The sequence below is a fragment of the Myxococcales bacterium genome (assembly GCA_016706225.1).
Taxonomy (GTDB): domain Bacteria; phylum Myxococcota_A; class Polyangia; order Polyangiales; family Polyangiaceae; genus JADJKB01.
The window spans coordinates 149072-168041 of the sequence record JADJKB010000008.1; the positions used below are offsets into that span (position 1 = coordinate 149072).

At 67.5% G+C, this 18970-nt stretch carries 18 protein-coding genes, 1 tRNA gene and 1 pseudogene; 11 read left to right on the forward strand and 9 right to left on the reverse strand.

Annotation, left to right across the window (positions count from 1 at the left end; genetic code table 11):
- Positions 1 to 53 precede the first annotated feature (53 nt).
- Positions 54 to 407, forward strand: a complete 354-nt coding sequence (locus tag IPI67_14740) for a hypothetical protein (GenBank protein MBK7581454.1) — start codon at positions 54 to 56, stop codon at positions 405 to 407.
- A gap of 57 nt (positions 408 to 464) precedes the next feature.
- Here the strand turns inward: IPI67_14740 and IPI67_14745 are convergent, their stop codons facing one another.
- Positions 465 to 764: a hypothetical protein gene (locus IPI67_14745; protein ID MBK7581455.1), complete on the reverse strand. Its 300-nt coding sequence runs from the start codon at positions 762 to 764 to the stop codon at positions 465 to 467.
- Between the two features lie 125 nt (positions 765 to 889).
- On the opposite strand from IPI67_14745, the gene IPI67_14750 reads away from it, so the two are divergent.
- Positions 890 to 2614, forward strand: coding sequence for a hypothetical protein (locus IPI67_14750; protein MBK7581456.1), 1725 nt, complete (start codon positions 890 to 892; stop codon positions 2612 to 2614).
- A 124-nt stretch (positions 2615 to 2738) separates the two neighbouring features.
- Here IPI67_14750 and IPI67_14755 read toward each other — a convergent pair whose 3' ends face one another.
- From IPI67_14755 to IPI67_14770, 4 genes are all read right to left on the reverse strand, one after another.
- Positions 2739 to 3629, reverse strand: coding sequence for a hypothetical protein (locus tag IPI67_14755; GenBank protein ID MBK7581457.1), 891 nt, complete (start codon positions 3627 to 3629; stop codon positions 2739 to 2741).
- The gene (locus IPI67_14760; GenBank protein ID MBK7581458.1) at positions 3626 to 4681 is read right to left on the reverse strand and encodes a hypothetical protein; all 1056 of its coding nucleotides are present in this window, start codon (positions 4679 to 4681) and stop codon (positions 3626 to 3628) included. Before IPI67_14760 ends, IPI67_14755 begins: the two co-directional genes overlap by 4 nt.
- A gap of 112 nt (positions 4682 to 4793) precedes the next feature.
- Complete coding sequence (locus IPI67_14765) at positions 4794 to 5420, reverse strand: hypothetical protein (GenBank protein ID MBK7581459.1); 627 nt, start codon at positions 5418 to 5420, stop codon at positions 4794 to 4796.
- Positions 5421 to 5675: 255 nt separating this feature from the next.
- A tRNA-Pro gene (locus tag IPI67_14770) sits at positions 5676 to 5749 on the reverse strand.
- 204 nt (positions 5750 to 5953) lie between these two features.
- Between IPI67_14770 and IPI67_14775 the strand changes: the two genes are divergently transcribed.
- Positions 5954 to 7285 (forward strand): hypothetical protein, encoded by a 1332-nt coding sequence (locus IPI67_14775; protein MBK7581460.1) that lies wholly within the window; start codon positions 5954 to 5956, stop codon positions 7283 to 7285.
- Between the two features lie 69 nt (positions 7286 to 7354).
- A complete protein-coding gene (locus IPI67_14780) occupies positions 7355 to 7867 on the forward strand; it encodes a hypothetical protein (GenBank protein ID MBK7581461.1) in 513 nt (170 codons plus the stop codon).
- Positions 7868 to 7878: 11 nt separating this feature from the next.
- On the opposite strand, the gene IPI67_14785 is transcribed toward IPI67_14780, so the two are convergent.
- Both IPI67_14785 and IPI67_14790 read right to left on the reverse strand, forming a co-directional pair.
- Complete coding sequence (locus IPI67_14785; protein ID MBK7581462.1) at positions 7879 to 8862, reverse strand: electron transfer flavoprotein subunit alpha/FixB family protein; 984 nt, start codon at positions 8860 to 8862, stop codon at positions 7879 to 7881.
- A 15-nt stretch (positions 8863 to 8877) separates the two neighbouring features.
- Entirely contained in the window at positions 8878 to 9708 is an 831-nt protein-coding gene (locus tag IPI67_14790; protein ID MBK7581463.1) for an electron transfer flavoprotein subunit beta/FixA family protein, read from the reverse strand.
- A gap of 245 nt (positions 9709 to 9953) precedes the next feature.
- Between IPI67_14790 and nadB the strand changes: the two are divergent.
- The 6 genes and pseudogenes from nadB (at position 9954) to IPI67_14820 (ending at position 15700) form a co-directional block, all read left to right on the forward strand.
- A pseudogene (gene nadB / locus IPI67_14795) lies at positions 9954 to 11562 on the forward strand (L-aspartate oxidase).
- 7 nt (positions 11563 to 11569) lie between these two features.
- Entirely contained in the window at positions 11570 to 12661 is a 1092-nt protein-coding gene (locus IPI67_14800; GenBank protein MBK7581464.1) for a patatin-like phospholipase family protein, read from the forward strand.
- An 86-nt stretch (positions 12662 to 12747) separates the two neighbouring features.
- The gene (locus tag IPI67_14805) at positions 12748 to 13749 is read left to right on the forward strand and encodes a PrsW family intramembrane metalloprotease (GenBank protein ID MBK7581465.1); all 1002 of its coding nucleotides are present in this window, start codon (positions 12748 to 12750) and stop codon (positions 13747 to 13749) included.
- A complete protein-coding gene (locus tag IPI67_14810; GenBank protein MBK7581466.1) occupies positions 13746 to 14627 on the forward strand; it encodes a zinc-ribbon domain-containing protein in 882 nt (293 codons plus the stop codon). The genes IPI67_14805 and IPI67_14810 overlap by 4 nt, the downstream gene beginning before the upstream one ends.
- 14 nt (positions 14628 to 14641) lie before the next feature.
- On the forward strand, positions 14642 to 15112 hold the full coding sequence (locus IPI67_14815; GenBank protein ID MBK7581467.1) for a hypothetical protein: 471 nt from the start codon (positions 14642 to 14644) through the stop codon (positions 15110 to 15112).
- A 129-nt stretch (positions 15113 to 15241) separates the two neighbouring features.
- The gene (locus IPI67_14820) at positions 15242 to 15700 is read left to right on the forward strand and encodes a hypothetical protein (protein ID MBK7581468.1); all 459 of its coding nucleotides are present in this window, start codon (positions 15242 to 15244) and stop codon (positions 15698 to 15700) included.
- On the opposite strand, the gene IPI67_14825 is transcribed toward IPI67_14820, so the two are convergent.
- On the reverse strand, positions 15639 to 16058 hold the full coding sequence (locus IPI67_14825; protein MBK7581469.1) for a hypothetical protein: 420 nt from the start codon (positions 16056 to 16058) through the stop codon (positions 15639 to 15641). The two genes, IPI67_14820 and IPI67_14825, sit on opposite strands and share 62 nt — an antisense overlap.
- Before the next feature lie 164 nt (positions 16059 to 16222).
- Here IPI67_14825 and IPI67_14830 point away from each other — a divergent pair, with 164 nt between their 5' ends.
- On the forward strand, positions 16223 to 17278 hold the full coding sequence (locus IPI67_14830; GenBank protein ID MBK7581470.1) for a ketoacyl-ACP synthase III: 1056 nt from the start codon (positions 16223 to 16225) through the stop codon (positions 17276 to 17278).
- Here the strand turns inward: IPI67_14830 and hflX are convergent.
- Complete coding sequence (gene hflX, locus IPI67_14835) at positions 17201 to 18910, reverse strand: GTPase HflX (GenBank protein MBK7581471.1); 1710 nt, start codon at positions 18908 to 18910, stop codon at positions 17201 to 17203. The genes IPI67_14830 and hflX overlap by 78 nt on opposite strands.
- Between the last annotated feature and the right edge of the window lie 60 nt (positions 18911 to 18970).

The following is an 18970-nucleotide window of genomic DNA, read 5'->3' on the forward strand; positions in this document are numbered from 1 at the left end:
GCGCGCACGGCGACGGCCAGCGTGCCGGCGCTGGACCGGCTACGCTTGCGCACGTGAGGTGCTCGGTCGTTCTCGGCTTCGTGTGCGCGATGGCGTGTGCGAGCGACCGGCGGCCAGCCGGACCGGCCGAGAGCCGTCCGGGGCCGGGAGCCACGACCCTGGTTGGAACATTCCGCGGGCCCTTTGCGACCGCGGAGTTTTGTGGAAACTGCCAGACGCAGGATCGCTTCTTCGACGAAGCGACGCGCGAGGAGCTGAACGTGCTCTTGCCGATGTCGCTGGTCAAACATCCCCTCGTGCAGAGTCAGGCGCGGTGTCGCGCCATCGGGCGGTTCGTGCAGCACGTCGGCAGCTGCGGGGAGGGCAGCTGTCGGTCGTTCTCGGTCGAGGCGGTGGAGCGGCCGTAGCGGAGGAGCGCGCGCTTCGCCTGTCAGCAATCGAACCGCACCGGCGACGCGCTGGGATCAGTCTCTCGGTTCGGCCAGGTGAGCTGCGGCGCGGGTTGCGACGTCGCGCAGGTTCTCGCCGGTGGCGGGTGTTGCTGCCGTTGGTCCGACCCAGCTCCAACCGTAGGGTTTGCTCTCGTCGTGGCAGCCGAGCGGCAGGCGCCGCGACAAGCGCTCGAGGTCGCGCTGGAGCGTGCGGCGCGTGACGCGGATCCCGTGGTTCGCGAGCCGCTCCGCCAGCGTGCACGTGTCGACGCGCCGAGGCGACGCGGGGATCTCGCTGAGCAGCAGCAAGTAGCGCAGGAACGCATCGGTCATGCTGGTTGGCCTCGAGGCCCTCTGGCACCTTCCGGGAAAGTACTGGAACCCGTTCGCGATCGCGATGGGGGAGAGCCCCAATTCGCGACGAACCGACGAACCCGCCCCTGAGATAGACTGGGCCAATGCGTGCACCCTACCTCTCGTTCTGCATGGTGCTCATCGCTTGCGGCTCGGACGATGGCGGCAAGGACGCACCGGGAACGGGCGGCGCCTCGAGCACCGGCGGCGCGGGCGGGACGAGCAGCGGTGGCTCCGCGGCAACCGGGGCCAGCGGCGGCGTCACCGGTGGCGGAGGCGGGGTCGGCGGCAACGCGGGCGGCGCGGGCACCAGCAGCGGCGGTGGTGCGGGTGCTGGCGGCAGCGCGGGCAGCGGAGGCGGCTCGGGGGGCACCGCGGGCAGCGGCGGGGATCCGAACTGTGTGCCGTCGTCGCTCTACGGCAAAAACGGCGAGCTATGGACCGCGACCGGAAGGCTGCGTGAGTACGCGTGGGCTGGGTATCGAACGGGCAACGTGCCGCTGCCGAACCCGACCACGCCGACCAAGAGTGTGACCGACTTTGGCGCAAAGCCGGACGATGCCGGCGACGACACCCAGGCGTTCCTCGATGCGATCGCCGGGACCCCGAGCGGAGTGTTGACGGTACCGGCGGGTAAATTCGTGCTCACGCAGCGGCTCACGATCAAGAAACCCAACTTCGTGTTGCGCGGGGCCGGTGAGGGCAAAACCGTGCTCCATTTCCCGAAGTCGCTCGGTGACATCTACGGCCTCACGTTCAACAGCGCGAATCAGTCGAACTGGTCGTTCAGCGGCGCCTTCATCGAGGTCAGCGGCAGTGATGGTGGGGCGAAGCTCGCCGACGTGACGGCCGCGGCCAAGCTCGGCGACACGACGCTGAAGGTGTCGACGACCACGGGCATCACGGCGGGCGGCTGGGTGCGCCTGATGATGACCGATGCGGCGGGCTCGCTCTTCAAGGCGCTGCACCAGGGGCACTTCCCGGGCAACGTGGCCGAAGACGGGGGCAAGCAGGTGTTTCGCTTCTATTCGAAGGTGAAGAGCGTGGCCGCGGGGACGGTCGTGCTCGAGCGCCCGTTGCCGCTCGCGGTGGACACGCAGTGGAAGCCCGAGCTCCGGGCGGTGAAACCCAGTGTGAGCGAGGTTGGCATCGAGCACATGACCATGGAGTTTGCCGGCACGACCTACCCCGGCCATTTCAAGGAACACGGCTACAACGCGATCCAGCTGTCCGGTGTGCTGGATTCGTGGGTGAAGAACGTCACGGTGCTCAACGCGGACTACGGGGTGAACCTGCTGGGGAGCTGCCAGTTCGTGACGGTGACGGACGTCACCCTCGACACGAACATGGACCGCGGAACGCTGGTTGGGCATCACGGTCTCGACGCCGGGAGCGGCGGCGACCTGCTCTTCACGCGCTTCGACGTGAAGAAGAAGTTCGTGCACGACCTCACGGTCGACGGGTACGCACGCGGCATCGTCTGGTCGAACGGGAAGGGTGTGGATCTGTGCATGGACCACCACGGTCGTGCGCCCTACGGGTCGCTCTGGACGAACCTGGACATGGGTGCGGGCACGCGCCCGTTCCAGAGCGGCGGCTCGGCGAATCGCATGCCGCACTCGGCGGCGTACTCGACGTTCTGGAACCTCACGGCGGCCAAGGCGCTGGCGCTGCCCGCCAACGACTACGGCCCGCTGCTCAACTTCGTGGCCTTCCAGACCGGCGCCACCAGCGTGAGCTCGCCGTACGACTGGAAGCTCGAGAAGATCGCGAACACCGAGCTCTGCCAGCCGAACCTGCACGAGGCGATGCTGGCGGACATGCGCTGAGGGATCGGGGCGATCCGAAGGCCACCGTCCCCGGCGTGTTCGCCGATGCTCGATGGGTCTCCCTGCGCGGCCAGTATAGTCGGAGGTGACCGCCGAAGATCAGCGCTGAACGGGTGAAATAGGGCTATTTGCTGGCTGCCGAATCGGCAAGTGGTTCGACACAGTCGACCAGGAGGCGCTGTGCCGTGGCGCGGAGCTGTTCTTGCGTGACGCCCTTTCCGCTCAGCAGGCCCGTGTCGCAGGTGAACCACGCTTCCTCGAACGGCCCTGCATCGTCCAGCAACGCGCGAAGGCCATCGCCGGCGCGGCTTGCCAGCGTTTGCCACCGCTCGGGAAAGCACTGCTTCAAGGCGAAACGCCAGCGCTCTGCCCAGCGGTCTGTCTCATCCGGGCCCGCGAGCCACGCCAACGCGAGGACGCGCCCGACGTCTTTGGCCGAGCGCAGGATCGCTCGGCCTCCGACGAGCCCGGTCATTCTCGCGCTCCCCAGCGTTGGGTGCGAGAGCAGATTGGCCAAGGCCATCATGCACGGCGCCGCGTATTCCAGGCCGGAGTCAGACGCCTCGCGGTCGACCGCGGCGAGGGCGAGGAACTCGAAGCTGGGCAGCCCATACCACCCGTCGTCGAGCTCGATCGCGACCCAACTCTTCGCCGTCGTGCGTCCTGCCTCCGGAACATTCAGGAGCTCGACGAAGTACTCGGAATGCTCCGGCGGATACAGGCGAATGGCCCTGAGGTCCTCCGCAGGCTCGGCCGTGTTGCTCGGGTAACAGTCGTCCTTCGGACGCCACCCCTTGGCGATGAGCGTCGCAGCGATCTCGGCGGCGGTCTTCGCGTCGCCCGCCGGGTGGATCACGAGATCGGCGTCTTTGGTCTTTACGCCTCGGCCCGACAGCTCGTCTGCGAAGTGACACGCGGCGGCCAGGCTGCCAGCCACGAAGATGTGGCCGAGTAGCTCCTGCGGAAGCTCAGCGGCGATACGCGCGAAGAGTTGTCGATGATCGACTTCGATCACTCCGCCCTCTTTCGCAATCGTCGCACCAGCTCTTCGGCCTGGCCGTGCAAGCGGAGCTGTTCCAGATCGAGCAGCGTCTCAACGGGATCTGCCCAGGGCATCCTGTCGGCGTCGGCGAGATCGTACAGTGGTTCCCGGCGGCGAATGCGGTGGATGACCAATGAAACGGACGACCGCCCGTCGGTCGGTTGGAGCGCGGGATCCAGACGTTTGATGAACGAGAGCGACGGTCGCGCAGTCGGCGCGTGCACGCAGAGATCCAGTCGGGGCACGCCCTCTAGGTCCAGCTCCGGGTCCCAACGGCGCGCAGCTAAAACGCCCCCCACTGCGACGCCGGGGGGCTTCTCGCGCTGGAGGCGTTCGAGAAGCTCCTCGGGGCGTCGGGGCCGACCGGATGCGTCCACATAGTATCGGGGTTGCCGAATCCTCGGGGCTAGCGCGACCATTTCTTGCCATGCCCGGTGGGGAAAGGTTGCAAGCTCCACGCGCCGCCGCGAGTCCCTTCGAAGCTCGGGATCGAGTCGGTGGAGCGCGGCCCGAACCGTGGGCTGTGACAGTCCGGTCGTCGCCCCGAGCTCGTTGGTTTGGATGGCCTCCTGGTTCAGCAACCAGCGGACGAGCAGCACGTGCAGCACGTCGAAGTATACGTCGTACGGCTTCGACGGGCGGCCGCGCTCCTCGATGCTCGCGACCTGTCGTCCGAGCTCCAGGAGGTCCGCCCGTTCGGGTGCTGTGGTCACGGCCTTGCCGCTGACCGCGATCAATCTGAGTTTCTTGGCGAGCGTCGGGCGAAGCAGCGCGAGCGCACTTCGCCAAGCATCGGCAATGGACTCGGGCATCTTGTGGTCGGCGAGCACCAGCCAGCCCTCCTTGATCTCGGTCTCGCTCGAGTAGCTGGCAAGCTGCATGATCGCCGCGTGAAGATCGCGGACGCCTCCGATGCCGCTCTTGGTTTCGACGACGACCCCCGAGTCGTTGCTGAAGTCGACGCGGCCCGGCCCCGGGCGAAAGCCGCGCTTGCGCAGGATGGCTTCAACTCGGGTTTCATTCACAGTGGCAGAGTACTTCGGCTTAATGAAAGTGGCAACTTCAGTTGAAAGTGGCAACTGCTTGTGAAGTTGCGGGTTTCAGGGCCGAAGAGACGGCGTATTTGCGCCGAATCGCTCACCGCCGAGTGAAGTCCAGGGCGCGCTGAGCGAAACCGCGAAGCTCGGTGTCGTTGATCGGCACGGTCTGCCACGCCGCGTTGGTCTCCTTCCGGGGCGATTCGCGTGCACCCCCAGACTGGAGGTTCCGTGGCCCAAAAATCCGCTCGTGAACCGCGAGTCCGGCGAGCGGGTGGGTGCTGAAAACGTCGAGCCCGGCAGCGAGCGCGCTTTCGAGTGCGCGTTCACGACGCTGCCGGAGCTCGTTGAACAATTTGCAGCCATCGAACGCATTGAGGGTTTCCGGCGTCAGCTGCCTGTCGGCGTATTCGACGGGGCAATCAGCAATAGCAGTCGCTGGAGCCCCGGCGGCGCCAGCCAGATCGATCTCTGGGCAGTGGCGTCGGATGGGCTCACGATTCACCTCTTCGAGCTCAAGAAGCCGGACAACATCAAGCTCGGCATTCTGCCCGAAGCATTCTGGTACGCCCGCCTGCTCCACCGGATCAGGGAGCGCAACTTTGGTGGCCTGCCAGTCTCTGGCGGCGGCCCCCACATGGAAACGGTGCGCAATGCGAAACGCATCAAGATGTGGCTGCTCGCTCGCGTTTGCATCCGCTCGTGGAGCATGAGGGCAGGTCGCCACTCGAATGTTTCCGCGCGGCGCTTGCCGGAGCGGGACTCGATTTCGGAATCCTTCCCTTCGAACTCGAAGGCGACGGGCTCCGATTGTGCCCCGAGCGTCGGTGGCCGCCGAGCTCGTGAACCAGATAGCGACGCCCGAAGCGCTGGAGGGGTTGTACCGGTGGACCGCGCAATCCCCAACCCCGAGCTCGGGTGAAACGAGCTAACCGCCGTCAGAACTCGTATCCGTGTTCTTCGACGCTTAACCCGGGTTTTGTCGGGGCGGGCAGATTCGAACTGCCGACCTCACGGACCCGAACCGTGCGCGCTACCAAACTGCGCTACGCCCCGAAACCACCGGCTTGTTAGGGCCGGACGGGCGCGCGACCATGGTCGGTGGCGCGGATTCTGTCAAGCACGGGCGCGATCATTCGACGTTTTTCCAGCGGGCGGGGCGCATGGGGTGGGATGGGCGCGCTGTGGCGCCGAGCCGAGAGTCGCGGGCAGCTCCGCCTCGAATTGACGACCCCGCGCATCAGGAGGCCTCATCAACCCATGCGACGGCACACGCTGCCCACCCTCCTCGCACTCGCCACCTTCGCCACCACACCCACGTGGGCGTCGCCGGCCCACGACATCTGCGCCGATCTCGGGCCGACCCTCGGCGTCGGTGTGTCCAGCTTCTCCGCCGCCGGCGACTGGCCCGTCGTCGCCGAACAACAACACGGCGTCGACTGGAAATTCCTCTACCTGTACGTCGTTCCAAACAACGACCCCAAACCCGACGTCGCCGCTTTCCTCACCGCCAAGGCGTCGCTCGCAAAGTCTCTGGGCGCCGTGCCGGTGTTCACCTTCTACGAGCTCCTGCAGCTCGGACAGCAAAAGGGCATCAGCGGCAGCGAGGCGGACGTCGTGAAGGCAACACTCGCCGATCCCGCGCTGATGAAACGCTACTTCGAGGACTTCGTCTTCTTGCTCCAGACCGCCGAGAAATCCGGCGCGCCGAGCATCGTGCACGTCGAGCCGGACTCGTGGGGATTCATGATCTGGGCCATGGGCGTCGAAGGGAACGCGGACGCGAGTTCGATCCCCGTCGCCGTTGCCAGCTCGGGCGCCGCCGACGTCGCAGGCTTTGCCAACGACGCGTCCGGTCTCGGCAAGGCCCTGCTCGCATTGCGCGACAAGTTCGCTCCGTCCGTGCGGCTCGGCTGGCACGCGTCGAACTTCCGCGTGGGCCAGAAACCCGAGGTCGTGACTGGGTTCTACTCGAGCCTCGGCGAGTGGGACGTGCTCGTCACCGAACAGCCCCACCTGGAAGCCAACGAAGCCACCTGGTGGGAGCCCTGGGATACAACCCTGCTCGACACCAACGTCGCCTGGTTCTCGGCGCTGTCGAGCGCAACGGGCCTGCCCGTGTTGCTCTGGCAAGCGCAGATCGGCACGACGGACTACCACTTCTTCGACAGCGAGCCGGCGGCGCTCGACCGCTTCGCCAAGGCCGGCCTCGGCGGCGTGCTGTTCGACATGCGGGGCAGCGGCAACCCCGACGACTTCCGCGCCTACGAGAGCGCCAAGCTCGCGACGGTGCCGCCATCCTCTTCGACCGCAGGCGGCACCGCCGCGGACATGCGGACGCGACTCGCGAGCTACGCGAAGGCTCCACTCGTCTGGCCCGCCGGCTCACCGTGCGCAAGCGGCGGCGGCGCGTCCGGCGCGGGGGGCGGAGGCGCGGCGGCCGGTGGCGGCGGCGGGAGCGGGGAGCGAGCGGGCGGCGCGGGCGGCAGCACCGGGGCGCCGCGAGCAGCGGCGGCAGCGACGACGACGGCGGTTGTGGATGTCGCAGCGCGCATGGTCGAGGGTCGGACGGGCCGGCGGGGTTGGCGCTGACACTCAGCTTGCTGGCGGCGTTTGGCGTGCGCGCTGGGGCGCGCCGCGTGCGAAAGGTCGCTCCGGGTCATGGGCACTAATCTGGTTCCGAGGTTGTCCCTCGCTGCGACTGCGCTCATTGGCCTGGTTGGTTTGGGGCTCGCCGGACTGGATATGCACGTCCGCGAACGTCAGAACGCCAAGCGCGAGATCGCGGAGCTGGTCGCGAGCCGACTCGTGCGCGGCCAGCGCCAAGCGACACAAGATCAGCTGCTCTTCAACGACCGCGACGGCATGGGGGTCAGCGGCACCCCGGTGAGCGAGGTGCGTTACTGCGGGCTCGTGCGGCGAACCATCGCGCGCTACACGGAGCGGAACGAAGCGAACTGCGCGGGAACCGCCGTGGCTTGTGTCTCCGGCGCGAATGAACGCGTCGAACCCTGCCACCCGACCGAGATCAGCGAGCTGCCGAAGGAAGATGCGCGCCCTGCGGGCGATCGCGAGCATCCCAACTGCAGCGCCGGTTGGTCGGGTCCCGCGACGTGCGTCGTGCAAGTGGACGACCCAGCGGAAGGCCGCCGAGCCGTCGTCACCGTGCACTGAGTTTTCGGGAGTCAGCCTTTGGTGGCTTTGTGTTTTGCGAGCTCTTCGACCAGCGCCGGGACCGCCTGGAAGAGATCCGCGACCAGGCCGTAGTCCGCGAGCTGGAAGATGGGCGCCTCGGCGTCCTTGTTGATCGCGACGATGTTCTTGCTGCCCTTCATGCCGGCAATGTGCTGGATGGCTCCGGAGATGCCGATGGCGAAGTAGAGGGCCGGCGCCACGATCTTGCCGGTCTGTCCGACCTGCAGATCACCGGGGCAGTAACCGGCATCGCACGCCGCGCGGCTCGCGCCGATGGCTGCGCTCAGGCTGTCTGCCAGCGGGTTCAAGACCTCGAAGAACTTCTCCTTCAGGGCGCGGCCGCCGGAGACGACGATGCTCGCCTCTCCGAGATCGGGACGAGCGCTCTTCAACGCCTCGAGCGAGACGAACTCCACTCGACTTGCCGCGGTGCCCGGCGCGACCTTGGCGACCGCCTCGATTGGCGACGCGCCGCCGCTCGGAACTGCCGGCTCGAACTCGCTCTGCCGCGCCGTCGCGACCTGGATGGCCGTTCCGAGCTGCACGTAGCCGAACACGTTGCCCGCGAACATCGGACGCTTGAACGTCAGCTTGCCGCCCTCTGCGCTCACTCCGGAGCAGTCACCGGCGTAGGCCGCGTCGAGCCGCGCCGCGACCCGCGGCAGCAGATCTTTGCCGAAGCTCGAGGCGCACGCGACGACGAGACCGTAGGCCTTGCCGACCTCGGCGACGGTGGGCGCGTAGTGCTCCGCGAGGTAGTTCGCGAGGCTCGCGTCCTCACAGGCCAGCACCTTGGCGGCGCCAAAACCCGTGAGCTCCGCGGCCGCGGCCTTGGCGGCCGCACCGAGCACCAGGATCGAGAAGCTGCCGCCCAGGGTGGGCTGCGCTTGTTTTGCCATGCTGATGGCGGAGTGGGTGGTCTTTCGGACCTTACCCTCTGGGGTGAGCTCTGCGACGACGAGGATGTCTGACATGGTTTGCTCCTGAAATCAGATGACCTTCGCCTCGGTGGCGAGCTTCTGGACGAGCTCTTGCGCGTCCTTCACCTTGACGCCGGCCTTGCGCGCCGGCGGTGCGTCGAACTTGACGTACGTGCTCATCAGCGTGGCGGAACCCACGAGCTCCGCGAGCTTCTTCACGACCAGCGGCTTCTTCTTGGCCTGCATGATCGCGGGCAGGGGCGCGAAGCGCACCTCTTCGTAGGGATACTTGAAGCCTGCGGCGGTCTTCAGCGAGTACACACTGTCCGGCGCAACGACCCGGAGATCCACGGTCATGACGGCCGGGAACTTGACGCGCACACTCTGAACTCCACCATCGACCTCGCGACCGACGAGGAGGCCCCCGGCCTCTTCTTTAACGGTTGCCGCAAAGGTTGCCATGGGCCAGTCGAGCAGCTCGGCCACGGCCTGGCCGACATAGTTGCTCTCCCCGTCGACCTCCTGTTTTCCGAAGATGACCAGATCGGGTTTTTCTTCTTCGACCACCTTGCTGAGCGCGAGAGCGACCAGACGACCATCGAGGGCATCGTCGGTCGTGTCCACTCGGATCGCGCGATCGGCCCCGGTGGCCAGCGCCGAGCGGAGGTTCGTCTCCGTCTCCACCGGGCCGAGGGTCACTGCGACCACTTCGCCGAGCCGCACCTTCGGTGCCTTGCCGTCTTCGGTCAGGCGCAGCGCCGTCTCGAGGGCGTACAGGTCGAAGGGGTTGATCTGCCACTCGAGGCCAGCGGTATCGACTTTGTCGCCCGAGGCTGGGATTTTCACCTTGTTGTGGTTCGCGGGGTCCGCCACCCGCTTCAACGCGACCAGGATCTTCACGGCAAGCTCCTCTTCGTGTGGCCCGCCCACGGAGCAGGGTCTCCGTGTCTCGAGCCGCTCTGGGGTCTGGGCTGCCCGCCGACCCGCCCGAGATCTCCCGGAAAACGGCCCGATGGACGCGGCGTCAGGTAATTCCTTTGGAGCGTCGCGTCAATCACGACCACCACGCATTCTCTGCGATGCAGCTGGCCCGCGCGGGAATCTCTCGCGTTCGGAAGCCCCGGCGATGGAATACTGCCGGTCTCATGGCCATCACCACGGACTGCCTCGTCCTGGGCAGCGGCATCGCGGGCCTGACCTTCGCCCTCTCTGCGGCCGAGCACGGCAGTGTGCTCATCGTCACCAAGCGCGAGCGCGGGGATGCCGCTACCGCCTGGGCTCAGGGCGGCGTGGCGGCGGTGCTCGCGCCCGACGACTCGTTCGAGCGCCACGTCGCGGACACCCTCACCGCCGGCGCCGGCCTGTGTCACGACGTCGCCGTCGAGCTGTGCGTCAAGGAGGGCCCGGCCGCGGTTCGGAAGCTGATCGAGTACGGCGTCGAGTTCACGAAGAACGGGGACGGTGAGCTCGATCTGGGACGCGAAGGCGGACACACCGCTCGCCGCGTGGCGCATGCGGGGGACATCACGGGTCGCGCCATCGAACGCACGCTGCTCGAGCGAGTCCAGGAGCACCCGAACATCCAGCTGCTCGAGTGGCACATGGGCGTCGACCTCATCGTGCTCAGCAAGTTTGGTGGCCCCGACCAGTGTGGAGGCGCCTACGTGCTCGACGAGAAGACCGGCAAGGTCGACACGGTGCTGGCACACAGCACGGTGATCGCGACGGGCGGAGCCGGCAAGGTGTACCTCTACACCTCGAATCCGGATGTCGCGACCGGCGACGGAGTTGCCATGGCGTATCGCGCGGGTGCCGAGATCGCCAACATGGAATTTTACCAGTTCCACCCGACCTGCCTGCATCACCCGCAGGCGCGCACCTTCCTCATCAGCGAGGCGCTGCGGGGGGAAGGTGCGATCTTGCGCCACCCGGAGTCGGGTGAGGCGTTCATGCAGCGGCATCACCCGATGGCCGATCTCGCGCCGCGCGACATCGTCGCCCGGGCCATCGATTACGAGATGAAAAAGAGCGGCAGTGACTACGTGCTGCTGGACATCACCCACAAGCCGCCGGACTTCGTCAGGGAACGCTTCCCGAACATCCACGCCGAGTGCCTGCGCTACGGCATGGACATCACACAAAAGCCCCTGCCGGTCGTGCCCGCGGCGCACTACATGTGCGGCGGCATCACGAGCGACTTGCACGGGCGCAGCAGCTTGCCGGGGCTGATGGCCATCGGGGAGAGCGCGTGTACCGGGCTGCACGGGGCGAACCGTCTGGCGTCGAACTCGCTGCTCGAGGGCCTGGTCATGGGCAAGCGCGCGGCCGAAAAATTCGGTGCGATGATGCCGGAGCTGCGCCGGAACCCGCGCCCCGAAGTGCCCGACTGGGAGGTGGGCAGTGCGGTGCCGAGCGACGAGGCGGTCGTGGTGACCCAGAACTAAGACGAAATTCGCCGGCTGATGTGGAACTACGTCGGCATCGTGCGCAGTGACACCCGGCTGCGCCGCGGCGCGCCGGGTTGCGCTGCTCGAGGAAGAGATCCGTGAGTACTACTGGAAGCATTTCGTGAACCGCGACTTGCTGGAGCTCAGGAACATCGCCACCGTCGCGGAGCTGATCATCTCTTGCGCGGCCAGTCGGCGCGAGAGCCGCGGGCTGCACTCGACGCTCGATCACTCGGAGACGAACGCGGAGCTCGCCCTCGACACCGTGTGCAAGCGCGGTGTGGTGCCACACCTGCGCGGGCGCTGAGGCCCTCATGGCAGAGAGCCCACGCATCGCGCTGTGTCTCCCGGGCGGCGGGGCCACCGGTGCGATGTTTCAGATCGGTGCGCTGGCGGCGCTCGAGGATGGGCTGCAAGGGCTCGCGGAGCGGGGATTTGACCTGTATTTGGGCACCAACGGCGGTGCGAGCGTCGCCGCCGTGCTCGCCGCGGGGCAGGCTCCGGCGCGCATGTATCGGGCCTTTCTCGACCCGGTCGATCAGTATTTTCCCCTCGAACGCAAGCACATCCTGAAGATGGATTTCGACGCCTGGCGGCGCACGCTGGTGAGCGGCTGGCAGGCGCTTCGCCACGGCACGAGCAGCCTGATCTCGCGCGCGCCCGCGCCGTCGCCTGCCGCGCTCTGGGAGGAGCTCGACCGGTTCTACGACACGCTGCCCGCCGGGCTTTTTTCCCTCGAGGCGTACGAACGTTTCCTCGAGGACTTCTTCGTGCGTCGCGGCATCCCCAACTCGTTTCACGGCATGCCTCGCCCGCTCAGGATCATGGCCCACGATCTCGACTCGGGTGAGCAGGTGGCGTTCGGGGCGAAGGGCTTCGATCACGTCCCGGTCACGCGCGCGTGCATCGCCACGATGGCCGTGTCTCCGATCTTCTCGCCGGTGCGCATCGCCGATCGCTGGTACATCGACGCTGGGGCTGCCGAGGCGTCACACCTGGATCTCGCCGTGGGCGAGGGGGCAGAGCTGATCGTGGTCGTCAGCCCCATGGTGCCGGTGCGTGCACAGGCCGTCCCGACCGGGCACGGGCTCAAGGGGAGCCTGCGGGACAAGGGGCTGATGTGGGTGATGAACCAGTCCATTCGCATCGGCATGCACCGCCAGCTGCACGAGTCCCTGACGCGCGTCGTTGCGAGCGGGGCTGCGGACGTGCTCCTGATCGAGCCGGACCCCACGGATGCCATGTTGCTGATGCACAACCCCGCGAGCTTCGCGGCGCGGCGCAAGATCCTGGAGCACGCCTATCGCTCCACCCGGACTCAGATCGATACCTGGGTGGAGATGCGACACCCCGTCCTCGAGCGTGGCCAGTTTCGGCCGCGCCCCCGCGCGGACGGGGCCGACTGACGGCCGGCGCAAAACGCCGCTCCACTTCGGAAAAATCGACTACTGTCCCTGCCCACGACCCGTCTCGTGGTCGATGGGGTTCCCGCATGCTCTCGACACTGATCTCGACGCTGCTCCTGTCACTGCTCTACCTGGCAATCGTTCGCTTCGTCGACATGAACGAGAAAGAGCCGCTGTGGGCCATGCTCATGGTGTTCTTCCTCGGTGCCGGCGCTGCGGTCGTGACCTCGCTGGTCGCCAGCAACAGCTTGCTCGGCCTGAGTGTGTGGGCCAGCGCTTCCATCAAAGAGGTGGTGAAGTTCCTGGCCATCGGCGCGGGGGTCGGTGTGCTGGTGGCGTACGGCCAACGGCGCGGCTGGGAGGAGTTCAACGGCACCATGGACGGTATCGTCTACGGCACCTGCGGCGGCCTCGGGTTCGGCGTGGCCGAGCAGCTCGTCAATCAGCTGAGCTTCGCGAGCATCACCATTCCGGGCCTCGAGGTGTCGCAGGTCGGGAGCTTCGGCAAGCTCGCGCTGTCCGGGCTCTCCGACGGCGTCGTCGGCGCCATCATCGGCGCTGGCTTTGGTCTGGCATCCGAGGCGAAGCTGCCCGCGCTCCGCGCCATCGTGCCGGTGTGCTCGCTGGTCGGCGCCGTGCTCGCCGACGCCGGCTACCAGACGCTGCGCCGCGGCAACTCCCTCGGCGATAGCGGAGCGCTGCGGGCCAACCTGGCGCTCGGCGCCCCGGTCCTGTTCATCGCGCTGGTGGCGGTCTACGCCTTGATGCAAGAGCGGCGGGCGATCCACGGGCACCTCGACGACGAGGTCTCGACCGGCGCGCTCGGAGCGTCGGATCTGCCACTGCTCAAGAGTGTGATCGCCCGCCAGATCGCCTACGCCAAGGCCTTTTTCAGCTTCAAGCTGGGCTTCTATTTCGGGCTCCGCAGCCTGCACAACCTGCAAGTGCAGCTGGCCTTTGCCAAGGCGCGGCTCGCTCAGGAGTCGGATCCGGCGCGGCGTGCCCGCGTCGACTCGGAGGTCGCGAAGATCCGCGCCGCAGCCCTCGCACAACGACGATCTCTCGGCCTGGAAGGGGGTGCGTCATGAACTTCTGTCCCCAGTGTCGCTCTCAGCTCGATGCCAACGCCCGCTTCTGCGTGAACTGCGGACACACGCTGCCCGCCCAGCCGCCGGCTGGGCCTGCTGGCGGCCCGCGGCCCTTTGCGGGCGCGCCGGGTTACGCGCCTCCCGCACAACCACAGTACGGTGCGCCGCCTGCGCAACCGCAGTACGGCGCTCCGCCTGCACAACCGCAGTACGGTGCTCCGCCTGGTCCTCCTGGCTACGGTCCACCGCCCGGGCCTCCGGGTTACGGCCCACAACCGGTCCCCCCTCCGACGGACGACGACGGCGGTGGCATGAAGGTGCTTGGCGGTTGCGGCGTCGCAGGCTGTCTGGGAGCGGGCTTCGCCGTGCTGATGGGCATCGGGCTCATCTTCGTGTTCGTGATGATGGTCGGCTCGTCCTCGTCATCGAGCAGCGGTTCGCCGTCGTCCGGTCCGGGCGGCGAAGTCCCGACCAGCGGCTCAGCGCGGGATCTGATCCGTTCGCAGGTTGGCATCTTCAAGCTCGTCTGCACCACACCCCTCGAGAAGGTGCCGGCGGGAGTCATCGACAGCATCGGCGCCGTCTACGTCACGCCGAGTGGCAACAAGGTGATCAACGTGCTGCTCGTTTATCCGTCTGATTCAGTGGCACAGGAGCGAATCAACAACGTGTTCGCCACCACGGTCTCCAGCCTGAAGCCGGGCCAGAAGGTGACCCGGGGCAACGTCACCGACAGCTCCGGCGCCGTGCGCGGCAGCATCGTCGCGGTCACCGGCGCGAACCCCGAGTCGTTCTACTGGAACAACCGCAAGATCGTGGTGATCGTGGAGGGCCCGCCGCCCTACGCCAAGGCCTTCGAATCGAGCGCTCCGTATTGAGTGATACTCTCCGCATGAAGAGCCGGTTGTTCGCAATCGCGCTGCTACTCACGGCCTGCACCGAGCCCTATCGTGTGGGTGAGTTCGTGTGGGTCGAGTGGGAGGGGCGGAACTATCCGGCCTACGTCCTCGAGAAGAAGGGCACGGGGCGGTTCCGGGTGCACTTCGACGGCTACGACGCGCGCTGGGACGAGGACGTGACGCTCGACCGGATCAAGGGTCGCATCGACGGACCCGTGTCGGCGCCGCCGCCACCGGAGAAGGTGGCGCGAGCCTCGGGCGTTGCTCCGAAAGGCTCGGGCACCGCGGCGGGCGTCACCCCCTTCAACCCCGGGGACCGAGTGCGGGTGAAGTGGCGCGGCTCGAAGTATCTCGCGACCATCATGGCGGTCGCGGCCCCGGATCGTTACCTGGTTCACTACGAGGGCTACGAGACAGCGTGGGATGAGACCGTGAGCGCGGACCGCATCGAAGCCGCTCGCTGAGTCGGCGCGGAAACGCGGCGCCCGGGCGGGCGCTGCTGCGAACTTGGCCGTGGGTTTGGGCCCCTGTTAGGCGTGTTGGGGCGTGCCGCCCCGAGATGTCTCGTCTCGGCCGAGCCAGGAGATCGTCCCATGGGCCTCGTTCAGCTCAAGAACCAGAGTGTGCTCGCCGTGACCCTGTTGTTCACTGCGCTGATCGCCTGGGGCGCTCGCGCCGACGCCGGCACGTCACCCGTTTCGCTCGGTGAAGTGAAGGTCGTGCGCAGCGATCCAAAGCTCGAGCGCGCGTTTCGGGGTTTGGTCGAGCGGGAGCTCGGCGAGGTCGATCTCTCGAACGTGAGGCCGAGCGAGCGGTTCGTGCTCTCGGCGGCGCTCGTGCAGATGGCGACGCGCGAGAGCTCGGGGCAGACCGAGACGCAGGTCGTCGTGAGCGCAACCTTGCGTCAAGCCCGCGGCGGTTCGATCCGCGCGGTGATCCAGGGGCGTGCCCAGGCGACGGATCAGCCAAACAAGGTTCGGGCGGTCGAGCTCAGCGCGATGCGTGCGGCGGTTCGGAGTGCTCTGGGAAGACTGCCGGAAGCCCTGAAGTAATCCGCGCTTCTTCGCCGGGCATGAGCCCCATGCTGCGCCATGCGGCGGAGAGGCGACCGTGCTCACCGACGTCGAACACACTCGGGTCGTTGTCGGCGGCTCGCCGGGCGTGGCTGAGCCAGCGGGACGCGGAGCGCAGATCACCACAGGCGAAGTGGGCGAGGCCGCGGTACAAGAAATAGCGGGCACGCTCCCGCTCGCTCATCTCGTCCTGATCTGCCTCGAGGGCCCGGAGCTCGCCGACCGCATCGGCGTGCCGCCCCTCGTCGAAGGCATGCAGGGCCCGCCCCATTCCGCTGCCACAGCCGCTCCCGAACAGGATCAGGCAGAGCAGCACGGGCGCGGTGGACCTTTGCATGCCGGCCTTCTCGGCGGCCGCTGCGGCGGGGTTGCGCGTTTTTTGTGGCAGCGGTTCCGGGCGGCCGGCCACCGTGAAATGCGCTGGTCAAACCAATGATTCGTGTGACGAGACCTCGGCTCATCGGCTATCCCTCCCTGCGCCGAGGCGAGGGGACGAGCAGCATGTCGGGACTTCAGATCATCGGCTCGGGCAAACACCTGCCCGGCCGCCCGTACACCAATCACGATCTGGCGCGGGTCATGGACACGTCGGACGCTTGGATCCGGCAGCGCACCGGCATCGGGCAGCGCCACTTCTGTCCCGAGGGGCTCGGGGTGTCGGATCTGGCCGTCGAGGCCTCGCGCCAGGCGCTCGAGAACGCGGGGCGTGCGCCGGAGGACGTCGACTACGTTCTGTTCAACACCATGACGCCAGACCACGTGTTCCCGGGGTCGGGGGTCATCCTGGCATCGAAGCTCGGCTGTCGAGGTGTGCCGGCGCTCGATCTGCGGCAGCAGTGCGCCGCCATGATCTACAGCTTTCAGCTCGCGGACGCGCTGCTCGCGAGCGGCGCCGCGCGGACGCTCTTGATCGTGGGCGCCGAGGCGCACGCCGGGTTCATGCCCTGGCGAGACTGGGACATCCTGGAGCGGGACACCGGCGCGCGTCCGTCGCAGGCGGACTTCGAGCGGGCCACACACCACCGCGCCCTGGCGATCATCTTCGGCGACGGTGCCGGCGCGCTGGTGGTCGAGCGCGGGCCCCGGGTGGACTCCGGGCTCTTGGGGATCGATCTGCACGCCGACGGTCGCTTCGCCGATCGCTTGGCGATCCCCGCCGGCTTTCGCAGTCGTCCGTTCATTTCGGAAAAGACCGTGGCCGAAGACCTGTGGATCCCACGCATGGATGGGCGGGAGGTGTTCCGTCAGGCCGTGACGCTGTTGCCCAAGTCGGTCGCGCGGGCGTGTTCCAAGGCCGGAGTGAGCCTTCAACAGATCGACTGGTTCATTGCGCACCAGGCCAATGAGCGGATCAACGACGCGGTCCGGGAGCGGCTGGGGGTGCCGGCGGAGAAGGTGCCGTCCAACATCGAGCGCTACGGCAACACCTCGACGGCGACCATCCCGATCTTGACCGACGAGATGCGCAGGGACGGTCGGCTACGCCCCGGCCAGCTCGTGTGTTTCCTGGCCCTCGGCGCCGGGCTCCACTGGGGCAGCGCCATCTGGCGAGCGTAGCGGGATGCGCTCGGTGATGCGCTTGAGCAGCGTGATGGTGGTCGCCTTTTGCAGCGCGCAGATGGTCGTGGCGTTGGGGATGCGTTCGAACGGCTCGCGCTCCGCGACCGGCAGCTGGTCGACCTTGTTGTAGACGGTGAGGCGCGGCAAAGAGGAGAGCCCGAGCTCGTCGAGCAGCGCCGCGGTCGTGCGCTCGTGCTCTTCGTGCTCGGGATCGGACGCATCCACGACCTCGAGCACGAGATCCGCCTCGGCGGCCTCCTCGAAGGTCGCGCGAAATGCCGCGAACAAACCCTCGGGCATCTCGCGAATGAACCCCACCGTGTCGGTCAGCACGATGTTGCGACCATCGGGCAGGTGGAGCTGGCGTGCGCGGGTGTCGAGCGTGGCGAAGAGTTTGTTCTCGGCCAGCACGCCGGCATCGGTCAGCGTGTTGAGCAGCGTGCTCTTGCCCGCGTTCGTGTAACCCACGATGGCAACCACGGGGATGCCGCTGCGGGTGCGCTGGCGCCGGCGTTCGGCGCGTTTTTTCGACAGCTCGCCGAGCGCGCGCTCGAGCTGGTTCACGCGATCGCGGGCGCGGCGCCGGCCGATCTCGAGCTTGGTCTCGCCGGGACCGCGTCCGCCGATACCGCCGGTGAGCCGGCTGAGGGAGTCGTCCTTCAGCCCCAGGCGAGGCAGAGCGTATTTCAGCTGCGCCAGCTCGACTTGTAGCTTGCCGTCTCGGGTCTCGGCCCTTTGCGCGAAGATGTCGAGGATCAGCTGACTGCGGTCGATGACCTTCAGATCCGTCTGCATGCTGATGCCGTGGGCCTGCGCGGCCGACAGGTTCAAGTCGAAGATCAACGTCTCGACCTCGAGCTCGATGGCGCGCATCACGACGTCCTCGAGCTTGCCGCGGCCGAGCACCAGCTTTGGATCCACGCGATCGCGCAGCTGGATCACCTTGTCGACGACCTGCACACCGGCGGTCTCGGCCAGGCTCGAGAGCTCCGACAAACGAGACGCCGCGCGGTGCTGGGCGCCGGGCGTGCGTTTTTCGCCGACGTGGACCAAGATCGCGCGGCCGTCCTTGGCGCCGACCTCGCGCAGGCGAGCCGAGCTCTGGAACTCGCGCTCGAGCGCCGCGATCAGCTCGCCGAAATTCGGCTGCGGTGTGCCCCACGCAACGGGCGCCTCCACTTGATACGGCGTGCCGCTGCCGGCGTGCATGGGCACGTTGTAGGCCCAGGTCATGCTACGCGGCTCCCCGCCCGGGCTGAGCAACACGGCCGCGATGAGATCGAGGCGCAGGCGCGTGAGGTCGACCAGATCGTCGCGCGTCAGCGGTTCGTTGAACAGGTGCGTGTGCACCAGCCTGAGCGCGCGGAAGCGCCCTTCGGCGGCCCGGAGGCGGCCGATGTCGGGCAGCATGAGGCCCGTCGGGCTGCCGACGACCACGTAGTCGATCTGTCCGGAGCGGTGCACCAACGCACCGACCTGGCGTTGACTCTCGCGCGAGGCCTCGGCGAGCGAGCGCACGAGCTCCGGCGTGGCGATCTTGTCGAGCGGGACACGGCGACGGTAGACGCGCTCGAGCGCACGGAGAGCGCTCGGGGGCAGGCCCGAGGTATTTCCGTAGACTTCCGTCATCCGCCTCGCGAGGAGCGTGTCGAGGATAGCATCAAGCGGGGCACCCCGCCGGAGCGCCGC

What these genes read in the sequence shown, in the direction of transcription:
- IPI67_14815 (MBK7581467.1), top strand. Translation starts at nt 14,642, where the DNA reads ATGAAGAGCCGGTTGTTCGCAATCGCGCTGCTACTCACGGCCTGCACC.
- IPI67_14785 (MBK7581462.1), bottom strand. Translation starts at nt 8,862, where the DNA reads ATGTCAGACATCCTCGTCGTCGCAGAGCTCACCCCAGAGGGTAAGGTC.
- IPI67_14775 (MBK7581460.1), top strand. Translation starts at nt 5,954, where the DNA reads ATGCGACGGCACACGCTGCCCACCCTCCTCGCACTCGCCACCTTCGCC.
- IPI67_14810 (MBK7581466.1), top strand. Translation starts at nt 13,746, where the DNA reads ATGAACTTCTGTCCCCAGTGTCGCTCTCAGCTCGATGCCAACGCCCGC.
- IPI67_14805 (MBK7581465.1), top strand. Translation starts at nt 12,748, where the DNA reads ATGCTCTCGACACTGATCTCGACGCTGCTCCTGTCACTGCTCTACCTG.
- IPI67_14780 (MBK7581461.1), top strand. Translation starts at nt 7,355, where the DNA reads ATGGGCACTAATCTGGTTCCGAGGTTGTCCCTCGCTGCGACTGCGCTC.
- IPI67_14820 (MBK7581468.1), top strand. Translation starts at nt 15,242, where the DNA reads ATGGGCCTCGTTCAGCTCAAGAACCAGAGTGTGCTCGCCGTGACCCTG.
- IPI67_14830 (MBK7581470.1), top strand. Translation starts at nt 16,223, where the DNA reads ATGTCGGGACTTCAGATCATCGGCTCGGGCAAACACCTGCCCGGCCGC.
- hflX (MBK7581471.1), bottom strand. Translation starts at nt 18,910, where the DNA reads ATGACGGAAGTCTACGGAAATACCTCGGGCCTGCCCCCGAGCGCTCTC.
- IPI67_14800 (MBK7581464.1), top strand. Translation starts at nt 11,570, where the DNA reads ATGGCAGAGAGCCCACGCATCGCGCTGTGTCTCCCGGGCGGCGGGGCC.
- IPI67_14745 (MBK7581455.1), bottom strand. Translation starts at nt 764, where the DNA reads ATGACCGATGCGTTCCTGCGCTACTTGCTGCTGCTCAGCGAGATCCCC.
- IPI67_14825 (MBK7581469.1), bottom strand. Translation starts at nt 16,058, where the DNA reads ATGCAAAGGTCCACCGCGCCCGTGCTGCTCTGCCTGATCCTGTTCGGG.
- IPI67_14750 (MBK7581456.1), top strand. Translation starts at nt 890, where the DNA reads ATGCGTGCACCCTACCTCTCGTTCTGCATGGTGCTCATCGCTTGCGGC.